This window comes from Kineosporia babensis (genome assembly GCF_021129305.1).
Classification (GTDB): Bacteria; Actinomycetota; Actinomycetes; order Actinomycetales; family Kineosporiaceae; genus Kineosporia; species Kineosporia babensis.
Window position 1 is genome coordinate 34602 of record NZ_JAJOMB010000004.1, and the last position, 15736, is coordinate 50337.

General features: G+C 69.8%; 11 protein-coding genes. 7 read left to right on the plus strand and 4 right to left on the minus strand.

Annotated features, from left to right (window positions below; translation table 11 throughout):
• Window positions 1-12 precede the first annotated feature (12 nt).
• Together rhaS and LR394_RS09180 are read left to right on the plus strand one after the other, a co-directional pair.
• Window positions 13-1050, plus strand: a complete 1038-nt coding sequence (rhaS, locus tag LR394_RS09175) for a rhamnose ABC transporter substrate-binding protein (RefSeq protein ID WP_231440245.1) — start codon at window positions 13-15, stop codon at window positions 1048-1050.
• 153 nt (window positions 1051-1203) lie between these two features.
• Window positions 1204-3585 (plus strand): poly(ethylene terephthalate) hydrolase family protein, encoded by a 2382-nt coding sequence (locus LR394_RS09180; RefSeq protein ID WP_231440246.1) that lies wholly within the window; start codon window positions 1204-1206, stop codon window positions 3583-3585.
• On the opposite strand, the gene LR394_RS09185 is transcribed toward LR394_RS09180, so the two are convergent.
• Together LR394_RS09185 and LR394_RS09190 are read right to left on the minus strand one after the other, a co-directional pair.
• Window positions 3564-4400 (minus strand): PIG-L deacetylase family protein, encoded by an 837-nt coding sequence (locus tag LR394_RS09185; protein ID WP_231440247.1) that lies wholly within the window; start codon window positions 4398-4400, stop codon window positions 3564-3566. The two genes, LR394_RS09180 and LR394_RS09185, sit on opposite strands and share 22 nt — an antisense overlap.
• 198 nt (window positions 4401-4598) lie before the next feature.
• Entirely contained in the window at window positions 4599-6725 is a 2127-nt protein-coding gene (locus tag LR394_RS09190; RefSeq protein ID WP_231440248.1) for a terpene synthase family protein, read from the minus strand.
• Between the two features lie 389 nt (window positions 6726-7114).
• Between LR394_RS09190 and LR394_RS09195 the strand changes: the two genes are divergently transcribed.
• The 4 genes from LR394_RS09195 to ispH are packed head-to-tail and all read left to right on the plus strand — an operon-like array spanning window position 7115 to window position 11852.
• On the plus strand, window positions 7115-8518 hold the full coding sequence (locus tag LR394_RS09195) for a family 2B encapsulin nanocompartment shell protein (protein WP_231440249.1): 1404 nt from the start codon (window positions 7115-7117) through the stop codon (window positions 8516-8518).
• A gap of 1 nt (window position 8519) precedes the next feature.
• On the plus strand, window positions 8520-9881 hold the full coding sequence (locus LR394_RS09200) for a family 2B encapsulin nanocompartment shell protein (protein ID WP_231440250.1): 1362 nt from the start codon (window positions 8520-8522) through the stop codon (window positions 9879-9881).
• Window positions 9878-10912, plus strand: coding sequence for a polyprenyl synthetase family protein (locus LR394_RS09205; protein WP_231440251.1), 1035 nt, complete (start codon window positions 9878-9880; stop codon window positions 10910-10912). The genes LR394_RS09200 and LR394_RS09205 overlap by 4 nt, the downstream gene beginning before the upstream one ends.
• Before the next feature lie 13 nt (window positions 10913-10925).
• Window positions 10926-11852 carry a 4-hydroxy-3-methylbut-2-enyl diphosphate reductase gene (ispH, locus tag LR394_RS09210; protein ID WP_231440252.1) on the plus strand — a complete coding sequence of 309 codons (927 nt, stop codon included), beginning with the start codon at window positions 10926-10928 and terminating at the stop codon, window positions 11850-11852.
• Here the strand turns inward: ispH and paaK are convergent.
• Window positions 11844-13130 (minus strand): phenylacetate--CoA ligase PaaK, encoded by a 1287-nt coding sequence (gene paaK, locus LR394_RS09215; RefSeq protein ID WP_231440253.1) that lies wholly within the window; start codon window positions 13128-13130, stop codon window positions 11844-11846. The two genes, ispH and paaK, sit on opposite strands and share 9 nt — an antisense overlap.
• On the minus strand, window positions 13123-14373 hold the full coding sequence (locus tag LR394_RS09220) for an aminotransferase-like domain-containing protein (RefSeq protein WP_231440254.1): 1251 nt from the start codon (window positions 14371-14373) through the stop codon (window positions 13123-13125). Before LR394_RS09220 ends, paaK begins: the two co-directional genes overlap by 8 nt.
• Before the next feature lie 124 nt (window positions 14374-14497).
• On the opposite strand from LR394_RS09220, the gene LR394_RS09225 reads away from it, so the two are divergent.
• On the plus strand, window positions 14498-15709 hold the full coding sequence (locus tag LR394_RS09225; RefSeq protein WP_231440255.1) for an MFS transporter: 1212 nt from the start codon (window positions 14498-14500) through the stop codon (window positions 15707-15709).
• The last annotated feature ends 27 nt before the right edge of the window (window positions 15710-15736 follow it).

Sequence of the window (15736 nt, forward strand, 5' to 3'; positions counted from 1 at the left end):
AGGAACACCTCCATGCGGACCTTCAGCAAAAACGGCACCCTGCTCGGTGCCCTCGGCCTGACCTTCGCCCTGGCCGTGACCGGCTGCGGCAAGGCCGAGACCGGCGAGAGCGACAGCGGTTCCGGCGAGGGCGGCGACCAGCCGCTGAACATCGTGTTCCTGCCGAAGAACCTGGGCAACCCGTACTTCGACGCCAGCGACGCCGGGGGCAAGGCCGCGGTCGAGGCCCTGGGCGGCACCTTCTCCGAGGTCGGCCCGCAGACCGCCAGCCCGGACGCGCAGGTGCAGTACATCAACACCGCCGCGCAGCAGAAGGCCAGCGCCATCGTGATCTCGGCCAACGACCCCAAGGCGGTCGGCAGCGCACTCACCCAGGCCCGCGACGGCGGCACCAAGATCGTCACCTTCGACTCCGACACCGAACCCCAGTACCGCGACCTGTTCATCAACCAGGCCTCCCCCGAGGGCATCGCCAAGGCCCAGATCGACGGGATCGCCGAGCAGATCGGCGACGAGGGCGAGATCGCGATCCTCTCCGCCTCGGCCAACGCGACCAACCAGAACGCCTGGATCGCGCTGATGGAGACCGAACTGAAGAACCACCCGAACATCAAGCTGGTGGACACCGTCTACGGCAACGACGACGACCAGACCTCCTTCGACAAGACCGCCGCGCTGCTGCAGACCCACCCCGACCTCAAGGGCATCATCAGCCCGACCACCGTCGGGATCGCCGCCGCCGCGCGGTACCTGTCCACCTCCAAGGCCAAGGGCGAGGTCGCCCTGACCGGCCTGGGCACACCGAACCAGATGCGCTCGTTCATCGAGGACGGCACGGTCACCGAGTTCTACCTCTGGAACCCCACCGACCTGGGCACCCTGGCCGCCTACGCCGCGGCCGCCCTGGCCAAGGGCGAGATCGAGGGCAAGGAAGGCGACACGTTCACCGCCGGCGAGCTCGGCGAATACACCGTCGGGGCGAACGGCGAGGTGCTGCTGGGTGAACCGACCGGGTTCACCAAGGAGAACATCGGCGACTTCGACTTCTGAGTAACGCTCGCTGATCATCAGCCGGTCCGGGACGAAAGTCCCGGACCGGCTCGCGTTTGCGGCCGAAGGTACCGACTTAAATTCGGATTCGAGCTTTCCCAGGCCGAGAAGCCTGATATACCGGGAAAGTCGGACTATCAGGTGGGGGCGGCTGTGGTCGGTACATTGAGGACGTTCTGGCTGGCGCTCGCGGTGACCGTCGCCTTGATCGCGGTGCCGGGTGGAGCGGCATCGGCCGATCCCAAGCCGTCGAACGGCACAGTTGCGTCCGGTCGTACGGCCGGGGCCGACTGGAGCGTGACCAGACGTGGCCAGGGTGATACCTGGCGGGTGAAGCTGCGTCTGCCCCAGCCGGTGGTGTTCCGGGCGGCTCTGCCGCAGATCGCCGTGGACGGGCGGGTGATCGGGGTGGCGGAGCGGGCGGCCGATGGTCGCACGATCTCGTTGCTGACCTCGAACGCCCGGGTGGTCAAGGCGAAGAAGGTGCAACTGGCCTGGAACGGCGCTGTGGCCGGGGCCGGCTCGCAGAATTATCAAGCCTCGGCCCGGACGGCCCAGGCGGCGGCTCCGGTCGGGCCGGTGCTCGAGGAGGACCCGGCTGCTCCTGGCCCGTACGGGGTGGAGCGCGCCGACTACGACCTGGGCGACACCGCGGTCCGGCTGGCCGGGCTCCGTGGGCAGGCGGTGGAGATGCGGGCCGCTGTTTACCTGCCCAAGGGTGCGGAGGGCGCTCGGCCGGTGGCCGTGTTCCTGCACGGTATGCACCAGTTCTGCTACGGCAAGACCACCGGCACGCCGGCGATCAACTGGCCCTGCACCAAGGGCATGAAGCCGGTGCCGAGCTACCTGGGCTACGAGTCCCCGGCCAAGGCGCTGGCCTCGCACGGCTACGCGGTGGTCTCGATCAGCGCCAACGGGGTCAATGCCACGCTGGACGAATCGGCGCCCGATGCGGGCACTCAGGCCCGGGGCGAACTGGTTCTGGCGCACCTGGACCAGTTGCGTCAGTGGGTCTCGGACAGCGATTCCCAGCTCAGTGGCCGCCTGGATCTTTCCAATGTGGGGCTGATGGGTCATTCCCGGGGTGGTGAAGGCGTGGTCACCGCGGCCGCGCTGAACTCGGCCCGGCCCTCGCCGTACGGTATTCGAGCGGTGCTGCCGCTGGCCCCGACCGATTTCGCCCGGAACACACTGCCCGGCGCCGCGATGGCCGTGATCCTGCCCTACTGCGACGGAGACGTCTCCGATCAGCAGGGGCAGCACTTCTACGACGACTCGCGGTATGCCGGCAAGGACAACGTGCTGCGCACGACCCTGACGATGCTGGGCGCCAACCACAACTTTTTCAACACCGAGTGGACGCCGGCCACCTCGAAGGCCGGTTCGTTCGACGACTGGGGCGACAAGAAGGATCCGGTCTGTGGCCGCAAGGCGCCGGGCCGGCTCTCGCCCAAGCAGCAGCAGGCCGTCGGGGCTGCCTACCTGAGCGGGTTCTTCCGGCTCAATCTGGGCGACGAGCAGCAGTTCCTGCCGATGTTCGACGGCACCAACGGCCGGGCGAAGTCAGCCGGCCAGGCCGTGGTCTACACCCAGGCGCAGCAACCGTCCGCCTCACGCACCGATCTGGCCAGCTTCGCCCTGCCCAAGGCCTCGGTGACCACGTCCAAGGCCGCTAGTTACTGCGCGGGCGCCGGAAACCCGCCCAGCAAGGACAAGCGTCTGCTGCCGGCCTGCGCGAAGAGTGACGGCTGGTCGACCGACTTTCCCCATTGGGTACCGTCCTATTTCGCGCCCGACGTGCCCACCACGTCCGTTGCTCGACTGAAGTGGACCACGAAGACCAAGCCGCGCACCCTGGTCTCGATCAAGGCCTCCAGCCCGACGGCCCGTGAGGCCCTCACGTTCCGCGCGGCCACCCTGAGCAGCAAGGCCGGGCTGGACGTGACCGTCACCGATCGCTCCGGCGCCAAGGCCACGGTGAGCGTGGCCAAGGTCAGCAACGCGCTGAGCCCGCTGCCCCGGCTGCAGGGCTCGGCCAAGGTGATCATGCAGACCGTGCGCATCCCGCTGACCTCGTTCAAGGGGGTCGATCCGGGTGCGATCGCTCAGGTTTCGTTCGCCCGGGCCTCGAAAACAGGGGACGTCGTCCTGGCCGATCTGGCTCTCGACACGCCGTCCAGCGTGATCGGTGGCCCCACTGCACTGCCCGCAGCGAGCATCGGCGATCAGATCGTGTTCGAGCGCAACAAGTCTCAGCGGGTGCGGATCCCGGTGAACCTGTCCCGGCCGTCCTCGGTGCCGGTGGTGGTGAACGTGGACACGAACATCATGTACGGCGAGGGACGCGTGCCGGCCAAGTGGGTCAAAGTCACCTTCCCGGCCGGAAAGACCAAGGCAGTGGCCGAGATCCGGATGCGCGGCAACCGCAAGGCCGAGCCGCTGGCCCGGCTGGACATGACGCTCTCGGCGCCGAGGAACGCGATCGTGGGCGACCCGTGGGGCATTCTGACCGTCTACGACGACGACACGGCCTGAGCCTGCTGAGTCTTGGAGGCGGTCAGCAACTGGTCGATCGCCCCGGCCGGGCCGGTGCGGGTGAACCATTCCACGCCGTAGGCCGACCACAGATCGTCCTGCTGCAGGTGGGCGGCGTCGATCTGGCTGGAGTGTTCCTGCATCGCGGCCACTTTGGCGGCGAAGTCGGTGGCGTCGGCCGGGTAGCTGGCCGCGATGCGGGAGGCGGGCAGCCCCACCGGAACGCTGGGCAGGCCGGCCCGGCGGGCGGCGTCGTTGGCTCCGAGCACCAGGTGGCGAACCGGTCGCTGGGCCAGGCCCTCGGCGTCGACGGTGGCCTCGCAGTAGCTGAGTCCGGGCTGTGATCGGGCCACTTCGGCGACGGCCCGGTGTACGGCCACGTGGTCGGGGTGGGGGTAGATGCCGCCCTCGTCGTAGCCCACGATGGTGTCGGCGCCGACCCGGGACACGATCTCATCGACCTGGGCAGCGACATCGCTCACCGCCTGGCGGGCCAGCGCACGATCCGGCAGCGGGCCGTCCATTCCGGAGTCGGCCCAGCCCAGTGTGAAGAGTTCGTGCACGCCAAGCACGGACGCGGCCCGCTGTAGTTCCCGGGCCCGCACCTGCCCGATGTGGCGGGTGGCGCCGCTGAGGTCCTGCCCGGCGTGGCCGTCGGTGGCCACCACCAGGGTCACCCGGGCGCCGCCCCGGGCCAGGGCGTGCATCACGGCGCCGGTGAAGATGGCCTCGTCGTCGGGATGAGCGTGGACGAAAACCACCGAATGCCCGGAAAGTGAGCGCGGCGGGACAGGGGTGGCCAGGGCTGCGGACATGCGCGAAGGACTCCGTCGGACGAGAAGGAAAAGGTGCGAGGCAAAAGAATCAGCCTCGACAACAGCTCCCCAGGCAGCCGGAGGTCACCATGGTCGTCGCGATGTGCAGCATGAGGAACCCCCTGTCCGGCCATCGGGTCTCGTCCGAGCAATCCTGACCAGATTACTGAACTTCGACCGCGGACGCGAGTCCTTGGCTCAGCCCACCAGCAGGCGCCGCTCCTGGAGCTCGGCGGTGGTGTAGCGGGTGGCCTTGCGGTGCCATTCCAGGATTCCGGACATCCAGTTCTTCAGGTAGTCCACGTGCTGGCGCAGGGCCGAGGCCACCTCGTCGGCCAGGTGCAGTTCCTCGATCAGGGCGGGCAGGTCGTGCTCGGCGATCAGGGTGAACTGCTGCATCCGGGCGGTCATCAGGTCGTTCACCACACCCAGGGCGCTGAGCCGGTCGGTTCCGAGGAACTGCTCGAGGACGAAGACCAGGTTGTGGATCTCCCCCTCGAACTCGATCTCCTTCTGGTACGAGAACACGTCGTTGAGGAAGCAGGCGTAGTCCTGGGCAGCGGTGTCGAGCTCGTGCAGCACCCGGTGCTCGAACAGGTACTGCGGCACCACCTCGGCGTGGGTGAACCGGGACAGCGCGATGGTCAGGTCGGAACCGAAGGTGCGGCGCCGCATCTCGATGTAGTCGATCGGGTCCGGAACCCGGTTCTGGGTCTGGTTGGCCAGCTCCCAGATCCAGCTGGACGTCATCGCACGCACTGCGCGCCGTAACCGGGCCCGGGCCTGGATCGGCATCGGGCCGGCCGTGCGGGCCCACAGGTCGGCCAGGCCGCGCTCCATCGGATCCTGCGGCTCGGGCGTTGCGCCGCCGTCCAACGGCATGAACAGCCCGTACCGCTGGTGCGAGGCCTTGGCCCCGGCCAGGTTACGGGCGTTGCCGAAGACCACCGGGAAGTAGTCGTCGCCGTAGGTGCCCCAGGACAGCCAGTCGGACGAGAGGTTCAGCTGCTCCGGGGAGGCGTCGGGGTGGATCATCGCTGCACAGTAGGCCAGATCCATGCCGACGAAGCGGGTGGCGTCCCAGACTCCCTCGAACATGCCCATCCGCTCGGACCATTCGAGGTTGTGCTGGCGGGCGGCGTCAAGATGGCTGCTGATCCGCACCGGGAAGGGCATGTGGAAGTCGGGCAGCGGCAGGTGGCCGACCGGCTGGAACAGCGCGTGCAGGTACTGCCGGTTGCGCACCTTCACGCCCGGCCCGAACACCCGGCCCGCCGAACTGCCCAGCCCGCTGGCACCGGTCGGCAGCGACCAGGTGGCGGTCTGCGCCCCGGCGTTCATGTAGCGACTGGACCGGGCGTGCCATTCGTGGCCGCCGGCCTGCCAGTCCTGCAGACCCTGCACGTAGGTGGCCACCGCCAGCGCCTCGCCCGGCAGCACCCCGTGCTCGGCGAGCAGCGCCGGGATCTCGGTCAGCGCGGTGTTCTCGAACTGCTGCAGCCGGGAGGTGAGCAGATCGTTGACCAGGTCGGCCGAGCGCTGCGTCTCGCAGTCCAGGAACCGCTCGAAAACCAGCACGGCGTTGGAGTTCTCCCCCTCCTCCTCGACCTCGCGCTGGTACGAGAAGAGATCGTTGCGCAGGTGCACCGCGTCGGAGAACGTGTCCACCAGCACCCGCAGCGGCCGCCGTTCGGCCACGCTGGAGGGCAGTTCGGCGTTGGTCACGAACTCCACCAGGTTGGCCGACCAGGGGGCGCCGCCCACCCGTCGCCGCATCTGGACGTACTCGATCGGGTTCGCCACCCGTCCGGCGTCGATGTTCTGCAGTTCCCACATCGACTCGACCAGCAGGTTGTGGGTGCTGGTGACGAACCGGGCGCGCCAGGCCCCGGACATCGCCGGGACGGTCCGGGCCCACAGGTCGGCCAGGCCGGCCTCGGAGGGGTTCTGCGCATCGTTCAGCGTCAGGCCGTCCGGTGTCATGAACTCCTCGAGCCGGTCGACGTAGGCCTGACCACCAGCCAGATCCCGCGAGTACTTGAAGGATTCGAGGAAGTGGTCGTCGAAGAAGAACACCCACACGTACCACTCGGTGATCAGGTCGAGCATCGGGGCGTCGCAGTCCGGATGCGTGTAGCCGCACATCAGCGCGTAGTCCATCCGGGCCAGGCTCTGCTCGGTCCACACCGGCGAGCCGTCCGGGCGGGCGGCGTCCAGCATGCCCATCCCGCGGGCCCAGCGGGTGCTGTTCACCCGGGCGTGCTCCACGTTCGGGTTCAGGCGGGCCGGGTGCGGCAGATAGAAGTCCGGAAGCTGGAAGGACACCGGGTACCCCCTGGGAACGAACGAGATGTCGGGACGCCCGCCGGATCACCACAGACCCGTCACGAGCAGTAGCGATTAGAACGCTTCGCACCCGAACCTGTCCAGCCCGGGCGAAATCCTGACCAGTAGCTGTGAAATCTCCAAATCACAGACGGCCCATCGGTTTCAGTTCACCTGGGGTGATACCCCGACACGCCGGACCAGCCTTGCCGAACGGCGGTTCACCGGTATTTCATGGTCCAGCCAGCACGCAGCGTCACGACAACGTCATCGGCCGCAGCGTGCGCGATCCGCCGACACAGCCGGCCGGAATCACCCCCGGAATCCCTGTGCGGCAAGCGGAATGCCCATCGCACGTCCTCCCTGAAAGCCCCAAGGACTGGAGAAGCATGACCATCGAGCCCGACGCAGCCCTGCTCGACCCGCGCACCAGCCTCGACGTGGCGGCGGCCCGAAATCTGGCCACCACCACCAAGTCCGCCCCGCAGATGCAGTCGATCACCTCGCGCTGGCTGTTGCGCATGCTGCCCTGGATCCAGGCCGACGGCGGCGTGTTCCGGGTGAACCGGCGCGCCTCCTACGCTCTGGGGGACGGGCGGGTCCAGTTCATCAGCGAGGGCACCCAGGTGCGGGTGATCCCCCAGGAACTCACCGAACTGCCGCTGCTGCGCGGCTTCGAGGACGAGGGAATGCTCGGCGCCCTGGCCGAGCGCTTCGAGCAGCGCGAGTACCAGCCCGGCGACATCCTGCACACCGCCGGCGAGCAGGCCGACGTGGTGGGCCTGGTGGCCTACGGCAAGATCGAGCGGCTGCGGCCCGGCCTGTACGGCGACTCGGCCACCCACGGAATGATCGCGGCCGGAGACCATTTCGGCGACCAGGTCCTGGCCGACGCCGGCCACACCTGGGAGTACACCCTGCGCGCGGCCACCGCGGTCACCGTGCTGGCCCTGCGCCGGCAGTCGTTCGACGAGCTCAACGGCAACGCCGGGGGCCTGCGCGCACACATCCAGCGGCGCAGCACCGAGGCCGGGCGGCCGCAGAACGAGCACGGTGAGGCCGCGATCGACCTGACCTCCGGCCTGGACGGCGAGTACCAGCTACCGCAGACCTTCGTGGACTACGAGCTGGCCCCACGCGAGTACGAGCTGAGCGTGGCCCAGACCGTGCTGCGGGTGCACAGCCGGGTGGCCGATCTCTACAACAAGCCGATGAACCAGACCGAGGAGCAGCTGCGGCTGACCGTCGAGGGCCTGCGCGAGCGGCAGGAGCACGAGCTGATCAACAACCGCAGCTTCGGCCTGCTGCACAACGCCGACCTCTCGTTCCGGCTGCAGGCCCGGCAGGGCCCGCCCACCCCGGACGACTTCGACGAGCTGCTCAGCCTGGTCTGGAAGGAGCCGGCCTGCTTCCTGGCGCATCCGCGCACGATCGCCGCGTTCGGCCAGGAGTGCACCCGCCGCGGCGTGTACCCGCAGCTGACCGAGCTGTTCGGGCACCAGGTACCGAGCTGGCGCGGGGTACCGGTGCTGCCCTGCAACAAGATCCCGATGAGCAGCGCCCGCACCAGCTCGGTGCTGCTGCTGCGCACCGGCCTGCAGAACCAGGGCGTGGTCGGGCTGCACCAGACCGGCCTGCCGGACGAGTACCAGCCGGGCCTGAACGTGCGGTTCATGGGGATCGACGAGAAGGCGGTGATCTCCTACCTGGTCAGCGCCTACTACTCGGCCGCGGTGATGGTGCCGGACGCGCTCGCGGTGCTGGAGAACGTCGAGGTCGGACGCGAGGGCTGAGGTGAGCCTCGATCCCGGTGATGTCACCAGCCTGCCGAGACACGCCGCCAAGAACCTTTCCACCACGACGAAGTCGGCCCCGCAGGCCACCTCGTCGAGCCCGCGCTGGCTGCTGTCCGAACTACCGTGGAAGACGCTGGAGGCCGGTACCTACCGGGTGAACCGCCGGCGTCGGCGGCCGGTGCGGGACGGGCTGGTCCGCTTCGACCGCAGCGGGCCCCAGCCGCGGGTGCTGGCCAGCAGCCTGAACCAGCTTCTGCTGCTGGACGGTTTCGCGGACGCCGAGGTGCTGCGGGCGCTGGCCGACGCGTTCGAGTCGCAGGAGGTCGAGCCGGGCACGGTGCTGGCCGAATCCGGTTCGGCGGCGGGGCAGCTGGTGCTGATCGTGCACGGGACGGTCAGCCGCTCGGTGCCCGGTGAGTTCGGCGATCCGGTGGTGACCGCGGTGCTGGGCTCGGGTGAGCAGATCGGCGCTGATCTGCTCACCCGGCCGGACCTGCAGTGGCCGTTCACCGCCCGCACCGAGACCAGTTGCCTGCTGCTCACGGTTTCGGCCCAGCGCCTGCAAGGCCTGCTGGACTCGGCCCCGGCTCTGCGCGATCACCTGAGCCGGCCACCGTCGGCGCACGGGGTCAACAAGTACGGTGAGAGCGAGATCCGCCTCTCCTCGGGGCATTCCGGCGAGGAGAAGCTGGCCGAAGGGTTCGTGGACTACGACCTCGAGCCGCGCGAGTACGACCTCAACCTGGCCCAGACCCGGCTGCGGGTGCATTCGCGGGTGGCCGATCTGTACGGCAAGCCGATGGACCAGACGCGTGAGCAGGTGCGCCTGACCGTGGATGCCCTGCGCGAGCGTCAGGAACGAGAACTGCTGACCCACCCGGACATCGGCCTGCTGTCCAACGTCGACCCGAGCCAGCGGATCACCGCTCGCAAGGGCCCGCCCACCCCGGCGGACTTCGACGACCTGCTGAGCCGGCGCCGGAGCACGGCCTTCTTCCTGGCTCATCCCCGGGCGATCGCCGCCTTCCGGCGCCAGTGCACCGCCGCCGGGCTGTATCTCGACCAGTCCGGTCAGCACACCGCCTGGCGGGGAGTCCCGATCCTGCCGAGCGACAAGATCCCGATCTCGCGCACCGGTTCCACGTCGATCCTGGCGCTGCGCACCGGGGACGACAGCGGCGGGGTGGTCGGGCTGCTGCCGGCCGAGCTGCCCGACCAGCTCGAACCGGGCCTGAGCCTGCGGTTCGAGGGGATCGATCCCAGTGCGGTGATCACGTACCAGCTCAGCGCCTACTACGGGGTGGCCGTTCTGGTACCCGATGCGCTGGGCGTTCTCGACTCCGTGGAGGTAGGACGATGAGCACCGAAACCGATACGGGCCTCGAGATCATCAGGGACGCGGCGCCGCAGGTTCTGGAGGACACCCGCCGGCGCGTGGAACCGGCTTTGCGGATCGCTCTGGAGCGCCTGCCGGAATCGGTCCGCCCGGTGGCGCTCTACCACTACGGCTGGCAGGACGCTCAGGGCAACGACTGCGACGCCGGGCGCGGCAAGGCGCTGCGCCCGGCCCTGGTTCTGCTGGCGGCTGCGGCGGTGGATCCATCGCACCAGCAGGAGCGGGCTCTCGCGGCTGCGGTGGCGGTGGACCTGGTGCACAACTTCTCGCTGCTGCACGACGACGTGATGGACGGCGACGTGACCCGGCGGCACCGCGCCACCGCCTGGAGCGTGTTCGGGGTGGGCCCGGCCGTGCTGGCCGGGGATGCCCTGCTGACCCTGGCCCTGCAGACGCTGGCCGGGGCCCCGGAGGCCGCCGCGGTCACCGCCGAGGCGGTGCAGGAACTCATCCTCGGCCAGATCCAGGATCTGGCGATGGAACGCAAGCCGGCGGTGAGCCTGCCGGAGTGCCTGGCCATGGCCGGCTCCAAGACCGGCGCCCTGATCGGCAGCAGCTTCGGCCTGGGGGCGCTGAGCGCCGCCGCCTCGCCCCAGCAGGTCCGGCTGCTCACCCAGGCCGGACGCGACCTGGGGCTGGCCTTCCAGCTCACCGACGACGTCCTCGGAATCTGGGGCGATCCGAAGGTCACCGGGAAGGCCGCCGGGGCCGACCTGAAGACCCGCAAGAAGTCCTTGCCCGTGGTGGCCGCCCTGACCTCCGGCACCCCGGCCGGGCGGGAACTGGCCCGCCTCTACCAGAGCCCGATCGGTCCGGCCGAGACCACCCGGGCCGCCGAACTCGTCGAGGAGTCCGGTGGGCGCCGGTGGGCCCTGCAGCGGGCCGAGGAGCTGCTCGAGGAGGTCGAGAAGGCCCTGGAGAAGGGCAATCTCGCCGCGGAGGGGAAGGCGGGCCTGCGCTCCCTGGCCCATCTGTGTGTGCACCGGCAGTTCTGATCAAGGAGCCCTCATGTCCCGAGAACGAACCGTGCTGCTGCCCTCTCCCCGCTCGTTCTGCGCCGGGGTGGAACGGGCCGTCTCCGTGGTCGAGCAGTTGCTGCGGGAGCACGGAAAAGTCCACGTCCGCAAGCAGATCGTGCACAACCAGCACGTCATCGCCGAACTGGAGGCCCAGGGCGCGGTCTTCGTCGACGAACTCGAGGAGGTTCCGGCCGGCTCCCCGGTGGTGTTCTCGGCGCACGGCGTCTCCCCCGCGGTCCGCCGCGAGGCCGCGCAGAGACAGCTGCCGGTGATCGACGCCACCTGCCCGCTGGTGGCCAAGGTGCACGCCGAGGCCGGGCGTTACGCGGCCCGGGGCGACACCACCTTCCTGATCGGTCACGCCGGTCACGAAGAGGTCGAAGGGGTGCTCGGCGAGGCTCCCGAGCACCTCCTCCTGGTCGAGACGATCGACGACGTGGCCGGCCTGCAGGTGCCCGATCCGACCCGGGTGTCCTACCTGACCCAGACCACCCTGGCGGTGGACGAGACCGCCGAGATCATCGCCGCGCTGCGGGCCCGGTTCCCGCACCTGCGCGGCCCGGCCACCGACGACATCTGCTACGCCACCACCAACCGCCAGAACGCGCTGATCGCCGTGCTGAACGAGGCGCAACTGGTGCTGGTGATCGGCTCCACCAACTCCTCCAACTCGCTGCGCCTGGTCGAGACCGCCCGGCGCCGAAGGGTTCCGGCCCACCTGATCGACAGCGCCGAGCAGATCGCCCCGGAATGGCTCCAGGGCGTCAGCGTGATCGGCCTGACCGCCGGGGCCTCCGCTCCCCCGACCATGGTCGACGACGTGCTCACCCACCTGGCCCGCCACGGCCCGGTCACCGTCGAGGAGCGGATTCTCACCCGGGAATCGGTGGAGTTCCGGCCGGTTCGCTCAGCGTAGGTCGACCACGCGCCGGGCCTTGCCCATCGAGCGCTCCAGAGCGCCCGGCGCCAGCACATCCACCTTCACCGACACACCGACGCTGTCCTTCACCACCGCAGCCAGGGCAGCGGCCCGCTGCTCGCTCTGCCGCGCATCCAGGGCCGTGCGGGCTTCCACCCGCACGGTCAGCTCGTCCAGCCGGCCCGGGCGCTCCAGCACGCACTCGTAGTGCGGGGCCAGACCGGGCACCCGCAGGACGATCTCCTCGATCTGGCTCGGGAACACGTTGACCCCGCGCAGGATCATCATGTCGTCGCTGCGGCCGGTCACCTTGGCCATCCGGCGCATGCTCCGGGCCGTGCCGGGCAGCAGCCGGCTCAGGTCCCGGGTGCGGTAGCGGATGATCGGCAGCGCCTCCTTGGTCAGCGAGGTGAACACCAGCTCACCGGCCGCACCGTCCTCCAGCACGGAACCTGAAGCCGGGGAGACGATCTCGGGGTAGAAGTGGTCCTCCCAGATGTGCGGGCCGTCCTTGGTCTCCACACACTCCTGGGCCACTCCCGGGCCCATCACCTCGGACAGGCCGTAGATGTCCACCGCATGCATGTCGAACCGCTCCTCCACCTCCCGCCGCATGCTCTCGGTCCACGGTTCGGCGCCCAGCAGACCCACCCGCAACGACGCCTTGCGCGGGTCGAAACCCTGCCGGTCACACTCGTCCAGGATCGTCAGCAGGTACGACGGCGTGGCCATGATCACGTCGGGCCGCAGGTCGGCGATCAACCGCACCTGCCGTTCGGTCATCCCGCCCGAGACCGGCACGACCGTGCAGCCCAGGCGCTCGGCACCGTAGTGCGCGCCCAGGCCACCGGTGAAAAGCCCGTAGCCGTAGGCAACATGAACCAGGTCGCCGGGCCGGGCCCCGGCCGCCCGCATCGAGCGCGCCATCACGTCCGCCCAGGTGTCCACGTCACGGCGGGTGTAACCGACCACGGTCGGCCGGCCGGTGGTACCAGAGGACGCGTGGACCCGGCTGAGTCGCTCACGGGGCACCGCCAGCATCCCGAAGGGGTAGGCGGCCCGGAGGTCTTCCTTCGTGGTGAACGGGAACCGGGCCAGGTCCTCGAGCGAACGGCAGTCGTCCGGATGCACGCCCGCGGCGTCGAAAGAGCGCCGGTAGAAGGGCACATGGTCGTAGGCGTGCCGCAGGGACCACTGCAGACGGCGTAACTGCAGGGCCTGCAGCTCGTCCCGGGAGGCGGTCTCGATCGGGTCGAGATCGATCGGATCAAACACGTGCGCCTCCCGAGGACAGAAGTGCGGTCAGGCGGTCCAGGCCGGTCTCGATCTCGTCCGGGCTGACCCGGCTGAACGAGAGTCTCATCTGGCTCGTGGCCCGGCCACCACGCAGGAAGTAGGACATCGGGGTGAACAGCACCCCGTGCTCCCGCCCGGCACGTTCCAGCAACGCGTCGTCCACGACGAAAGGCACGTCCACGACGAGGAAGAACCCGCCGTCGGGGGTGTTCCAGGTGATCTGCGGGTCGGTGATCCGCCGGGCCAGGCCGGCCAGCATCTGATCACGATTTCGTCGGTAGACGGCGATCTGGGCGGCGTTCGCCTCGCGCAGCCGGTAGCCCGCCTCGATCAGCCGCCCGCCGATCACCGCCTGGGCCACCGTCGAGGTGTTCACCGTGACCATGCTCTTCAGCTTGGCCAGCTCGTCGGCCAGCAGCGCGCCACCGGCCACGCGCTGGTCCGCCACCACGAAACCGACCCGGGCACCGGGCAGCACGGTCTTGGCGAAGGTCCCCACGTGCACCACCTGGCGGCCGGTGTCCAGCGCTTTCAGGGTGGGCCGGTGCGGGCCGAAGAAGCCGTAGGGGTTGTCCTCGATCAGCAGCAGGCCGTGCGCCGCGGCCGCAGCCAGCAGGCGGTGCCGGGTGGCGGTGCCCATCGAACGGCCCGAGGGATTGGCGAAGTCGGGCATCAGGTAGAGCGCCCGCGGGCGAAGACCCTTGTCCCGCACCTGGGCGACCACCAGGTCCAGGTCGTCCAGGTCGATGCCGTCCGCGCCGTCGCTCACCCCGAACACCGGCAGGTCCATGGTGCGGGCCGCTCCGGTCAGGCCCACGTAGGTCGGCGTGACGGCCAGCACCGCGTCCTTCTCGTCCCGGCGCAGGGCCCGCAACACCAGGTGCAGCCCCTCCTGGGCGCCCACCGTGACAATGATCGAGGCCGGGTCCACATCGATCCCCTCGTCCACCGCCAGTTGCCGGGCCACGTGCCCGGCAATGACCCCCTTGGCCGGGCCGTACTGGAACAGCGAACGGGCGTCCACGTTCTCCTGGGCCAGGAACAGATCGAGCCAGCGGTGCACGTCAGCGGCGTCGAAGTGCTCGTCGATCGGCCGGCCCGAGGCGAACGAGATCGCCTTCGGATAGCGCAGGGCCACTTCGCTGAGGAAGTTCATCGAGAGCAGGTCGTCGTCGGCCAGACTGGGGTGCAGGTCATCGAGATCGAGGTCGGGTTTCACCACCGGAGTGACGCTAAACGGGTCAAAGGGCGCCCGGCGGCTGCGCAATCGAGCCTGCGGTGAATAGCGCATGAAAGTCCGATACCGCCCGTTCTCAAGCCCGCCGGTGCCCGCCATAGTGACCCGGATGAGCTCGCTGACCCGGCACCGCCGATTCCGCCTGGTCTGGACCGGATCCACCGCCGAGACCCTGGGCCTGACCGTCGCCACCGTGGCCCTGCCCCTGGCTGCCACCGAAGCCGGGGCCTCCGCCGCTGTCGTGGCCCTGCTCGCCGCCGCTGCGGCCGCCCCGGCCCTGCTGTTCGGCCTGGCCGGAGGCTGGCTGGTCGACCACGTCCCGCCCCGCCGGGTGATCCTGACCTGCGACGCCGTCACCGCTCTGACCCTGCTCACCGTCGCCCTGGCCGCCTGGACCCAGGCCCTGAGCATGGTGCACCTGGTGCTGGCCGCGTTCGTCGTGGGCACCTCGGCCCTCCTGCTGTCCCTGGCCTACCGCACCGTCCTGCCCTCGATCGTCCCCTCCGCTCAGCTGCCCGATGCCACCGCCCGGATGCAGGCCACCGAATGGACGGCCCGGGCCGGCGGTCCGGGCATCGCGGGCCTGGTGATGCAGCTGGCCGGGGCGGCGGGTGGCGCGGTCTTCGCTGCTGTCACGGCGCTGAGCTCGCTGATCACCATGGCCGCCACCGGACCGGCGAAACTCGCTGCCCCGCGCGAGCGTCCGCGCGGAATCCTGGCCGGGGCCCGCCTGGTGCTGCGGGATCCGCTGCTGCGAGCCGTCACCATCACCACCGCCCTGGCAGCCTTCGCCCGGGCCCTGACCCAGTCGGTCCAGGTCGTCTTCCTGGTGCGGGAGGTGGGGCTCACCGCCGCCACCGCAGGGGTTCTGCTGAGTGCTCTGGGCCTGGGCGGAGTGCTCGGCGCGCTGGTGACGCCCCTGCTGACGCGGCGTTTCGGCACCGCTCAGGGCCTGCTGGTGCTGCAGGCCGGCACCGCACCCTTCGCTCTGCTGGTGCCCTTGACCGGTTCCGGCCCGGGCATCGCACTTTTCGCGGTGGGCAGCCTGGCCGTGGGCATCGGGTTGGTCGGCAGCAATGTCATCACCGCCGGCTGGCGCCTCACCTACTGCCAACCCGAGATCCTGGGCCGGGTCACCGCAGCGGTGATGACCCTGGTCAACGGTGCGGCGCCGCTGGGTGCGCTCGCCGGGGCTGCGCTGGCCGCCTCTTTCGGCGTGCGGCCGGCGCTCTGGGCCGGAGCGGTGGGCCTGTCGCTGGCCGCGCTCGCCCTGCTGCTGGGACCGGTGCGGGGCGTGCGTGACCTTCCCCGCCGCGATTGATCACAGGGGTGGCCTTCCGGCCACCCC